The 11352-nt window shown below is 48.4% G+C and carries 9 protein-coding genes; 5 read left to right on the forward strand and 4 right to left on the reverse strand.

All coding sequences use genetic code 11. The features are described from left to right. Positions 1–153: 153 nt before the first annotated feature. From HMPREF2572_RS06270 to HMPREF2572_RS06280, 3 genes are all read right to left on the reverse strand, one after another. Complete coding sequence (locus HMPREF2572_RS06270; protein WP_070496944.1) at positions 154–828, reverse strand: glutathione S-transferase family protein; 675 nt, start codon at positions 826–828, stop codon at positions 154–156. A gap of 282 nt (positions 829–1110) precedes the next feature. Continuing rightward, positions 1111–3048, reverse strand: coding sequence for a MacB family efflux pump subunit (locus tag HMPREF2572_RS06275; RefSeq protein WP_070496947.1), 1938 nt, complete (start codon positions 3046–3048; stop codon positions 1111–1113). Positions 3049–3144: 96 nt separating this feature from the next. Beyond that, complete coding sequence (locus HMPREF2572_RS06280) at positions 3145–4326, reverse strand: efflux RND transporter periplasmic adaptor subunit (RefSeq protein ID WP_003758056.1); 1182 nt, start codon at positions 4324–4326, stop codon at positions 3145–3147. Positions 4327–4691: 365 nt separating this feature from the next. Here HMPREF2572_RS06280 and HMPREF2572_RS06285 point away from each other — a divergent pair, with 365 nt between their 5' ends. The 3 genes from HMPREF2572_RS06285 to HMPREF2572_RS06295 all read left to right on the forward strand — a co-directional run bounded on the left by HMPREF2572_RS06285 (position 4692) and on the right by HMPREF2572_RS06295 (position 7388). Further along, positions 4692–5153 carry a type IV pilin protein gene (locus HMPREF2572_RS06285; RefSeq protein WP_009312346.1) on the forward strand — a complete coding sequence of 154 codons (462 nt, stop codon included), beginning with the start codon at positions 4692–4694 and terminating at the stop codon, positions 5151–5153. Between the two features lie 159 nt (positions 5154–5312). Beyond that, positions 5313–6755, forward strand: coding sequence for a putative phage abortive infection protein (locus HMPREF2572_RS06290; RefSeq protein WP_070496950.1), 1443 nt, complete (start codon positions 5313–5315; stop codon positions 6753–6755). Between the two features lie 171 nt (positions 6756–6926). After that, positions 6927–7388 (forward strand): SRPBCC family protein, encoded by a 462-nt coding sequence (locus HMPREF2572_RS06295; RefSeq protein ID WP_070496953.1) that lies wholly within the window; start codon positions 6927–6929, stop codon positions 7386–7388. A gap of 68 nt (positions 7389–7456) precedes the next feature. Here the strand turns inward: HMPREF2572_RS06295 and pheA are convergent, their stop codons facing one another. Then, positions 7457–8545, reverse strand: coding sequence for a prephenate dehydratase (pheA, locus tag HMPREF2572_RS06300; RefSeq protein ID WP_049225724.1), 1089 nt, complete (start codon positions 8543–8545; stop codon positions 7457–7459). A 369-nt stretch (positions 8546–8914) separates the two neighbouring features. Between pheA and misR the strand changes: the two genes are divergently transcribed. Further along, positions 8915–9592 carry a two-component system response regulator MisR gene (gene misR, locus HMPREF2572_RS06305; RefSeq protein WP_003740839.1) on the forward strand — a complete coding sequence of 226 codons (678 nt, stop codon included), beginning with the start codon at positions 8915–8917 and terminating at the stop codon, positions 9590–9592. A 15-nt stretch (positions 9593–9607) separates the two neighbouring features. Next, positions 9608–11023, forward strand: coding sequence for a HAMP domain-containing sensor histidine kinase (locus tag HMPREF2572_RS06310; RefSeq protein WP_070496956.1), 1416 nt, complete (start codon positions 9608–9610; stop codon positions 11021–11023). Positions 11024–11352 lie beyond the last annotated feature (329 nt).

Consider the following 11352-nt stretch of genomic DNA (forward strand, 5'->3'; position numbering starts at 1 on the left):
AGTACGGCGTTGCCTCGCCTTGTCCTGATTTAGTTAATCTACTATATGTTGCGGATTCGGACGACGCTCGGGCTGTTTTCGCAATGTATTGTGTGAATCGTGTGTTCGGTATTGCGTCGGGTTCTGACCCGACTTTTGCTTTTTCAGACGACCTTATTTATCCAAACGCAGCAGCGGGTCGCCTGCTTTCTGTACCGCCGTTTGATAGGCGGGGTCTTTTTCAATGCGCTGCAAATAGGCGCGGATGTTGGGATAGTCCGCCAATCCGAAGCGGTCGGCGGTGGCTTGCAGCGGGTAACTCATCATGATGTCGGCGCCGCTGAGCCGGTTGTCGACCAGCCAGTCTTTGCCGTTTAATTCGTTTTCGACATAGGCAAGATGCAGGGCGGCTTGCGGTTCGATAAAGCCGTTTTTGACGTTGCCGCTGATTTTGCGTGCGATGGGTTTGATGAAAAACGGCATGGGGGCGTTTTCTATTTTGCGGAACACCAGCCCGAGCAAAAGCAAGGGCATCAGCGAACCTTCGGCATAGTGCAGCCAGCGTTGGTAATGCCAGTAATCTTGGCTGCCGCGTTCGGGCATGAAGCGTCCGCCGCCGTAGGTTTGAATCAGGTAATCGGTAATCGCGCCGCTTTCGTTGAGTACGAATCCGTCGTCATCGATAACGGGGGACTTGCCCAGCGGGTGTACGGCTTTGAGTTCGTCGGGCGCGAGCAGGGTTTCGGGATGGCGCGCGTAGGTTTTAATTTGATACGGTGCACCGATGAGTTCGAGCAGCCAGACGATGCGCAGGGCGCGGGACTGTGCCAATACATGCAGGGTAATCATTAGGTTTTCCTCGGTGTGTGTATAGTGGATTAACTTTAAACCAGTACGGCGTTGCCTCGCCTTAGCTCAAAGAGAACGATTCTCTAAGGTGCTTAAAGCACCAAGTGAATCGGTTCCGTACTATCTGTACTATCTGCGGCTTCATCGCCTTGTCCTGATGTACTATCTGCGGCTTCGTCGCCTTGTCCTGATTTAAAGTTAATCCACTATAACTCCATTGTGATGACAATAGCCAAACGGGATTTTCAGACGACCTTTTGGGTTTGGAGGTCGTCTGAAACTTTAATCCTTAGACAAGGCGTCAATCGGGTTGAGTTTGGAGGCTTTGTTGGCGGGCATAAAACCGAACGCCACGCCGATGGCTGTCGAGCAGACAACCGCGCCAATGACGGAGCCGATGGAAATTTCCATCGGAAATTCGGTGACGAAATGGTTGAACACAAGGCTGATTGCCGTGGACAGCCCTACCCCGACCAAGCCGCCGATAATACAGATTAAGACCGCTTCAATCAGGAATTGTTGCAGTATGTTGTTGCGCCGCGCGCCAATCGCCATGCGCACGCCGATTTCTTTGGTGCGCTCGGTTACGGACACCAGCATGATGTTCATCACGCCGATGCCGCCGACTACCAATGAAATCAGGGCGATGGAAGAAATCAGCAGCTTCATCGTGCCAGTGGTGGTTTCAACCATCTGCTTGATGCTGTCGCTGTTGTTCATGAAAAAGTCTTCCGTACCGTGCCGCGTTTTGAGCAGCTCGGTCAGTCCTTTTTCGGCGACTTGGGTGTTGGCGTCGTCTTTGATTTTGACGGTAATCGAGTTGGTGTGGCTCTCGCCGGTAATTTGGTGCATCACGGTCGTATAGGGCGACCAGAGCATCAATACGTCGGAATTGCCGAAGGAGTTTTCTTCTTTTTGCATCACGCCGATGACGGTCAGCGGGCGTTTGTTGAAGAGGACGGTTTTGCCCAAGGGATTGACGTCTGAGCCAAAGAGTTTTTCTTTGGTGTTTTGGTCGATCACGACAACTTGCGCGTCTTCTTTTACATCGCCCTCGTCAAACAGGCGGCCTGATTCCAGCTTCAGTCCGCGCACGTCGAAATATTGTTCGCCCACGCCGTAAAGCGAGGCGGATAAATCGGTGTTGCGGTAGGTCAGCATGCCGCTGGAATTGGTTTGCGGGGTGGCGGAAGCGACGTAGCTTTGTTTGGCGATGACTTTGGCGTCGTCAATGGTCAGGGTTTTAATCCTGCCGCTGCGTCTGTCGCCGAAGCCGCGCCCGGGGAAGATGCTGATGGTGTTCGTTCCCATCGCGCTGATGTCTGCGAGGATTTTTTTCTCAGAACCGTTGCCCAAAGCGACGACGGACACGACCGAGGCGATGCCGATGATGATGCCGAGCATGGTCAGGAGCGAGCGCATTTTGTGCGCCATAATCGCCTGCACCGACATTTTGAAGGCCTCGACAAATTGGTCGTAATAAAACAGCCACGAAGATTTTTCTTTGATGCGTTCTATTTTGCTTTCGGGGATTTCGGGATTTTTTGAACTGTCGGAGATGATTTCGCCGTCGCGGATTTCGATGATGCGGTTGGCGATGGCGGCGATACCGGGATCGTGCGTAACCATAATCACGGTATGCCCTTCTTTATGCAGCTTTTGGATAATTTCGATTACGTTTTTGCCGCTGGCGGTATCGAGCGCGCCGGTCGGTTCGTCGGCGAAGATGATTTCGCCGCCGTTCATTAGGGCGCGGGCGATGGAGACGCGCTGCTGCTGGCCGCCGGAAAGTTCGCTGGGTTTGTTGCCTTCTTTGCCTTCCAAACCCAAATCCTGCAACAGCTTTTCCGCACGCGTGGAACGCTCTTTGCCGCCCATACCCATATACACGGCAGGCAGGGCGACGTTGTCCCGCGCCGTCAGCGAACCCAAAAGGTTGTAGCGTTGGAAAATAAAGCCGAAACGTTCGCGCCGCAATGCCGCCAATTCGTCCGGCTCCATTTTGGCGGTTTCGATGCCGTCGATTTGATACGAACCCGAAGTCGCGCTATCCAAGCAGCCGAGGATGTTCATCAGCGTGGATTTGCCCGAACCGGACTGCCCGATGATGGCGACGAAATCGCCCTTCTCTATCGACAGGCTAACATCTTTCAACACATGAACGCGGTTCGCGCCGCTGCCGAAGTAGCGGTTGATGTTTTTACATTCGATTAAGCTCATAAGTGTTTCCGACCGATAATGATGTATGGAGTGAAAAGGTCGTCTGAAAGGGGGATTTTGCTCAGAAACAAAACTTTCAGACGACCTATTGCCTATTTATCTCGGCGGACCGCCCTGCATGGCGCGTTGTGCCGCTTCAGCCTGCTCCGCCGCGCTCATTTCCGACATCACTACCTTGTCGCCTTCTTTCAAACCGCTTTTCACTTCGGTATTCATGCTGTCTTTCAGACCGACCGTAATCTCGCGTTCCGAAGCTTTACCGTCCGCACCCAAAACGCTGACAAACGATTTGCCGTCGTGTTTTTTAATCGTCAGCGTCGGCACGAGCAAAACGTTTTTCACGCCGTTGATTTCAATCGTATTCTGCGTCGTCATACCGATAGAAAGTTTGCCGTCGGGATTAGGCACCAAAGCGCGGGCGTAGTAGTAAATCGCATTGGAAGTCGTGTCCGTGCTGGTGGTATAGCTGCCCAACGACATCGTGGTCAAGCCCGGGTCGACGCTGTCGAGCTTCGCCTTAATCGGCGTATCCGGTTCGGACAAAATCGTAAACGAAATGTCCTGCCCCGCTTTGACCTTGGTAATATCGCCTTCGGCAATCTGCATTTTGTTCAACATCGTATCCAGATTCGCCAATTGAATAATCGTCGGCGTGGACTGCACCGCGTTCACCGTCTGCCCTTCTTCCACCGGAATCGCCACCACCGTACCGTCCATCGTCGCGGTAATGCGGGTATAGCCCAATTCCGATTCGGCGGTATTAATGGAAATTTTGGTTTGCTTGATGGAAGCCTTCAGCTCGGCAACGTTTGCCTTAGCCGCAGCCAGCGCATCCTTCGCACTTTCCAAATCCTCTTTGGACGTCGCGTTTTCCTTCCACAAAGCCGCCTCGCGCTTGTATTTCTTCTCCGCACTGTTCAGCGCGATTTCGGCAGAAACCAACTTCGCCTGATACGTTTCCAGCTTGGATTTTTCCGTATTCAGCGTGTTCACCTGAGTGGTCGAATTGATTTCCGCAATCAAATCGCCCTTTTTAACCTGCTGTCCGAGCTTGACGTACAGCTTCTTAATCTGCCCCGAAGCCTGCGCGCCCACCGACACCAGATTCGACGGCGAAATCTCGCCCGTAGCGGACACCGTCTGGCTGATGTCGCCGCGTTTGACCGTTTCCGTGATGTAAGAAGTTTGAGGTTCGGGCTGGAAATAAGACCAAGCAGCAAACCCAAGCACCGCAGCAACCGTTATTCCAACCGTCCATTTATTAATGATTTTTGCCATAACTGACTTTCTGATTCATCCATTTCATCTGTTCAATCCGGCACCTGACTCATGTCGCATAATCCCAACACTTATCCGCCGAAAACGCTGAAAACGGGCAGATTTTACTGTAAACATCCACCCCAGCCAAGACAATAACCGACCAAACTAAAATTTAACTTATTGTTTTACATAGAAATAATCAAAACCCTTTTCCAGAATATTTCAACGTATTTACATATTTTCCCAATCTCAATATTTATCCAAACATTCAAAACAAGAGAAAAGAACTATAATTCAACATCTATCAAACCCAACAACGGCCGCCTCCCCGAACCTTTCAGACGACCCGGCATGATAAATATAACAACACAATGACACTTACTATGAAAAACAAATCACAAGGTTTTACTCTCCCCGAGCTACTCGTTGTCGTTCTGATCATCGCGATTTTAGCGACGATCGGCTATCCCTCTTACCAACGCTACGTCCGCAAAACACGCTTGGAAAGCGTCCGCTCCGAGCTGCTGATCAACGCCCAAAACCTCGAGCGTTACTATGCCCAGCATGCGACCGTAAAAGCCGAAGCAGGCAATCCCGCCTTGCCCCCCTTGGTTCAAAACCAATATTTCAATATCTCCATCTTCAACTTCGAAGGCCCGGACGACAACGATAAAAAAATCGTAAACTCCGCCTCCTCAAGATACATCCTCGAAGCCAAACCCACAGACGAATACAAGTCCACCGAGACCTGCTCCGTTTACCTCAACAGCGACGGCATCTTCTGGGCAAGCAATTCCAAAAATAATGAAGACTGCCCGGGCTTCGAACCCATCAGCCAAGAATAATTGAAACCTACCGCCGCGATTCATCATAAAGGTCGTCTGAAAATTTTCAGACGACCTTTTGTTTTATAATGACCCACCTTCATCTTCACTACGGCATTGTTGTTTCCAAGTTCATCAGAAATTAACTGAAGCCAGATAGAAATAACACAAGGAAAAACCATGGAAAAAGGGAATAAACCCAATCGCTTATTATGGGTATTAGGCGGAATCGCTGTTGCAGCATTTATTTTTGTTTTAGAACGATATATCAACAATTTCAAAACATTCCCCATTGCTAACGATTCCGCCACATGGGGAACATTCGGCGACTATCTGGGCGGCACGCTGAACCCCATCATCAGCTTCCTAGCCCTTATCGGCCTGCTCTACACCATTCATCAACAAGCGCAGGAAATGCAAGCAACGCGCGAAGAGTTGAAACAGGCGGCAGAACAGCAACGCCAACAGGTAGAGCAACAAAGCCGCCAGTCAGAAATTTTTAATCTGCAACAATTTGAATCGACATTTTTTTCTTTACTGGAGCAGCATAATAAGACTATTGAAAAAGTCGAAACTGATATTGCTAAAGTAAACGGGGACATTGAAAGTCACTATAAAAAAGGGCTTGATACTATTACTGAGGCACAACCATCTGAAGGGATGAGTAATTATTACGCAATAGAAATTATAAATCACAACCAAACCCTAAAAGGATATTTTGATTTATTATTTCAAATGCTTAAATTTATTTGTATAAACCTATCCAAAAGAGATGAGAACAAAGAGCCAGCCAATAATGATGAGAAAAATACTAAAATAAAAATAGAAGATTTTTTGGAAAATAGTGTAGAAATTAGACAGAAAATCAGTACAAAATATATCAATATTCAAGAACAATTATATAGCGATATCCTTCGCTCCTTCATACCAAATGAAATACTTAAACTCTTGGCATTATACTGCCTAACACCAGATAAATACTCGGAGAATAAAGATTTAGAAACACCTTATAGTTTTCAAGGTTTATTAAATAGATATAAACTACTGGAAAAATTACGATTAGATTTAAAAACTTCAGAAATATTAAATTCTGAAAAACGAATATTAGATTCTTCAGAAGTAGTAAATTTCGTAAAAAACAACCCGCAAGATAAGATTATTCACTTTCTCATTCTAACCAGTTACAAAGATACAGCAGATGCTTTGGGAGAGAACAGCATTCTTAAAAAATTAAAACCTAAGTTCAGAGAAAAACTTGATCAATCTATAGATCAATCCATAAAGGAATGCCTAAAAAAATATAAGGAAACTCAAGAAGAATACATAAATAATTTTCATAAAAAACTGATTATTATTATTAATGAGGATTATTGCATCAAAACAGAATATGACGTACACACTAAACTTAAAAAACAATCTTCATTTAAACTTGATGACTTAGAATTCTCTGACATTGAAATTACCAATGATGATTTTTACACATGGAAAAATAAATATATTGAAGCTTTAAAGAGAAAAATAAAAACTTGCCAAGAGAATATAAATAAACCTAATATTGAATTAAAACAATTAGAAAATAACAAAAAAGCATGGTTAGAATTTCTGCAAATTGAAGACGATTAAACCAATCTTTTTAATTTTTGATTGTAATTACCTCAAAAGGTCGTCTAAAAATTTTCAGACGACCTTTATTCCATTATCACTACCAACCCATCTGTTCAATGCAATTATGAACTGATACCGACCGCACCACTCTTATCAACATCCCCATCTTTGCCCATAACGGTCGATATCATGCTGACTTACACCCGCAGCATCCGGCTGGATGCGCCGCTCGAACCGATATTCCGCTACTGTACTTCCCGACACGGATTTGCCTGTCAGTTTCCGTTTGACGTGCAATGGTTATCGGAAAAGGAATACTGGGCGCGGGGAGATATTTTGGATTTCAGATACAGAGTTTGCGGGATTTGGTTGCGGCATCGCGCCGAAATCATTTCGCTTGAGTCGAACCAATCGTTTACCGACCTGATGTTGAAGGGGATTTACCGCTCCTTCCGCCATACGCATGAATTCAAGTTTTTCGATGGGCGTACTTGTGTAACAGATACGGTGGAATTTACTTTCGGGCTGGGAAAAACGATTGACCGGCTAATCGGACTACCGACTTTGCGTCGGACATTTGAAAAACGCCACCGTTTATTGAAAGAGTGGGCTGCCCAATGGGCTGATTATGCTGAAGATGCTACAAGTTAAAGGCATGGAAAAAGTCGTCTGAAAACCCGTATCTGAATTTTCAGACGACCTTCTTCATTCTCACTACATTACAAAACGGCTGCCGGATAGGACCCGATGACTTTGACAAACGATGCGCGTTCGCTCAAGAGCCGCAGTGCGTTTTGGACTTTTTCGTCGTTTTGATGTCCTTCGATGTCGATGAAGAACAGGTATTCCCACAGCGCAGATTTGCTCGGGCGGCTTTCGAACTTGGTCATTGAAATGCCTGATTCGGTAAACGGCTGCAACAGCGCGGCGACGGCGCCGGCTCGGTTGGGCGCGGAGACTGCCAGCGAGGTTTTGTCTTTGCCGCTGCTGCCTGTATCTTGATGCCCCATGACCAAAAAGCGCGTGGTGTTGTTCGGCTCGTCTTCGATACATTCGGCGACATAGTTCAAATGGTAAATATCGGCTGCGGTACGCCCTGCGATGGCGGCGATACTGGGGTCGTCTGATTCCGCCACCAGCCTTGCCGCTTCTCCGTTGCTGGAAACGGCGATGCGTTCGGCGTTGGGCAGGTTGCGTCCGAGCCAGTCGTTGCATTGCGCCAGCGCTTGGGCGTGTGCGATGACTTTTGTGATGCCGCCCAATTCGTGCGTGCCTTTACGCAAGAGGTTGTGATGGATGCGGACAATGACTTCGCCGCAGGCTTTCAATGCGGTTACCGCCAATAAGTCTAAGGTGCGTCCGACCGAGCCTTCGGTTGAGTTTTCAACCGGCGCAACCAAATAATCCGCCTGCCGCGTTTCGACTTGGCGGAAACACTGGTCTATGGTTTGAAATGCGGCGGTATGGGCGGCATGGCCGAAATGTTTGATGGCTGCCTGCTGGGTAAACGTTCCCTGCGGACCGAGGTAGGCAATCGTCAGCGGACGCTCTAAAGCCAAGCATTCGCTCATTACCTCCCGAAATAGTCTTGCGATGGACTCGTCAGGCAACGGGCCTTGGTTCAAACTCTGAATCCGCCTCAATACTGCCACTTCGCGCTCGGGACGGTACACCGCACCCGTTCCTTTCAATTCGCCGATGGCGTGCGCATGACCTGCGCGCTCGTTCAACAGGCGCAAAATCTCGGCATCGATTTCATCGATGGCATTGCGGTGCGGTAAAAGCTGTTCGTCAATGGATAAGGACATATCGACAAGCCCCTTTGTGATTCATTCATAAATATAAGTAATCATTCTAACATCAAACAGGTCGTCTGAAAGCCCGAATACGCTTTCAGACGACCTGTTTTAGAATGCCCTCTTCTTTTCTCGAATGTCGTATTTTTTGGCATCATTTTGCCGTCTGTTTGACATGAATTCGGCGTATATTTTGGGGATTTGGTACAGGGGTCGTCTGGAAATGTAAAGACAGCGTCCCTGCAATGCAAAAAAGCGCAAAAGCATAGGAAAACAAGCTATCAAAAAACTCAAAATGCGTGTTAAGATTAGCCATCACTATCCGCCGCACCCGTTTATTTCGGGTTTGCGTAGCGCATACAATCACGAAAAGGAAATCCCATGAGTCGCGTATTACTCGTAGATGACGACGCTTTGCTGACCGAATTGCTCACCGAATACCTTACCGCCGAAGGATTGAACGTCCACAGCGTTCCGGACGGCGAAGCTGGTGTACACGAAATCCTGACCGGTCAGTACGATGTTGTCGTATTAGACTCCATGATGCCGAAAATGAACGGCTTGGACGTATTGAAAAACGTCCGCTCGCAAAGCACCGTTCCCATCATCATGCTGACCGCCAAAGGCGACGACATCGATCGCATCATCGGATTGGAAATGGGTGCGGACGACTATGTTCCGAAACCTTGCACCCCGCGCGAACTGTTGGCACGCATCAACGCCATCCTCCGCCGCGCTCAACAAAGCGGCGAGCCGAACAACGCGCCAAACAGCATTTCCGTCAGCGACGTTGTACTCTACCCTGCCAAACGTCAAGCAACCATCAAAGACACTCCGCTTGAGCTGACCAGTACCGAGTTCAACCTGCTCGAAGTCCTGATGCGCCACGCCGGACAAGTTGTCAGCAAAGAGACTTTATCCATCGAAGCACTCGACCGCAAACTGGCAAAATTCGACCGCAGCATCGACGTCCATATCTCCAGCATCCGCCACAAACTGGGCGATGCCTCGCTGATTCAGACCGTACGGGGCTTGGGCTACCTGTTTGTTAAAAACTAAAGATTAAACAGATCAATGAAACTGTTTCAACGCATCTTCGCCACATTTTGCGCAGTCATCGTTTGCGCAATCTTTGTGGCGAGTTTTTCTTTTTGGCTGGTGCAAAACACCCTTGCCGAAAACCAATTCAACCAACGCCGCACCATCGAAACCACTTTGATGAACAGCATCCTCTCCGCCTTTAGGGCGCGCGGAGACAGCGGTGCGCGCGAAATATTGGCGGAATGGGAAGACAGCCCAGTCTCCAATTCCGTTTACGTCATTTTAGGCGACGAGAAAAAAGACATCCTCGACCGCAATATCGACGGACACACCATCGAACGCGCCCGCGTGTTTGCCATCAACAACCCTAATTCCGATTTGGCGCACATTGAATACGACCGTTTCGGTGAAGAATACCTCTTCTTTATCAAAGGTTGGGACAGCCATCAGGCGCAACGCCTGCCCAGCCCGCTCTTTATCCCGGGCCTGCCGCTCGCCCCGATTTGGCACGAATTCATCATCCTGTCCTTCATCATCGTCGTCGGCCTGTTGATGGCGTACATCCTCGCCAGCAACATTACTAAGCCCATCAAAATCTTAGGCAGCGGTATGGACAGAGTGGCAAACGGCGAACTTGAAACCCGTATTTCCCAGCAAGTGGACGACCGCGACGACGAATTGTCCCACCTTGCCATCCAGTTCGACAAAATGGCGGAAAAACTGGAAAAACTCGTTGCCAAAGAACGCCACCTGCTTCACCACGTCTCCCACGAAATGCGCTCGCCCTTGGCGCGCATGCAGGCGATTGTCGGTCTGATTCAGGCGCAGCCGCAAAAGCAGGAGCAATACCTGAAAAGGCTGGAAGGCGAATTGACCCGCATGGATACCTTGGTTGGCGAGTTGCTGACGCTTTCCCGTTTGGAAACGTCCAACATCCCGCTGGAAAAAGAAAGCCTGAAGCTCGTCCCCTTCCTGAAAAACATCGTGGAAGACAACCAAAGCATCGCTCAGCAGAACAAACAAACCGTTACCCTTTCGGTCGAACCCAGAATCCCCGAAAATGCTACGGTCTGCGCCAACGAAGGCTATTTGTACCGCGCGTTTGACAACGTTATCCGCAACGCCATCAATTACAGCCCCGAAGGCAGCACCATCCGCGTCAATATCGGACAAGACGGCAAGCATTGGATTGTCGATGTTACCGACAACGGCCCCGGCGTGGACGAAATGCAACTGCCGCACATTTTCACCGCCTTTTACCGTGCCGATTCCAGCGCCAGCAAACCCGGCACGGGCTTAGGCCTTGCCCTGACCCAGCACATCATGGAGCAGCACAACGGTAAAATCATGGCTGAAAACATCAAGCCGAATGGTTTGAAAATGCACTTTATCCTGCCCAAAAAGAAAGCAAACGGCAAAGCGGAAAAGCCGCATCCTAAAACCACTTGACCATGAATGTTGCCAATCGGGATTTGTAAACAAATTGCCACACCCCAAACCTAGAAAAGGTCGTCTGAAAAGAACAAACCCTTACGTTCCAGCCATTCAGACGACCTTTTATGCTATTTGTCATATATAATTCATATAAATAATTAAATCATTTATAGTTTGCATGTTCGCCATACCAAGAAACAAACAAACTTTTCATTTACAACAAAAACAAATAATAAACACCGAATCCGGTTCATTTACACACGGCAACCCTTCCAACCCAAACCGCCCGAAAGGTCGTCTGAAACACACCATCTTGTATATCGGAACTCTCGTATCATAGCAAC

It is taken from the genome of Neisseria sp. HMSC064E01, assembly GCF_001808875.1.
GTDB lineage: Bacteria > Pseudomonadota > Gammaproteobacteria > Burkholderiales > Neisseriaceae > Neisseria > Neisseria sicca_A.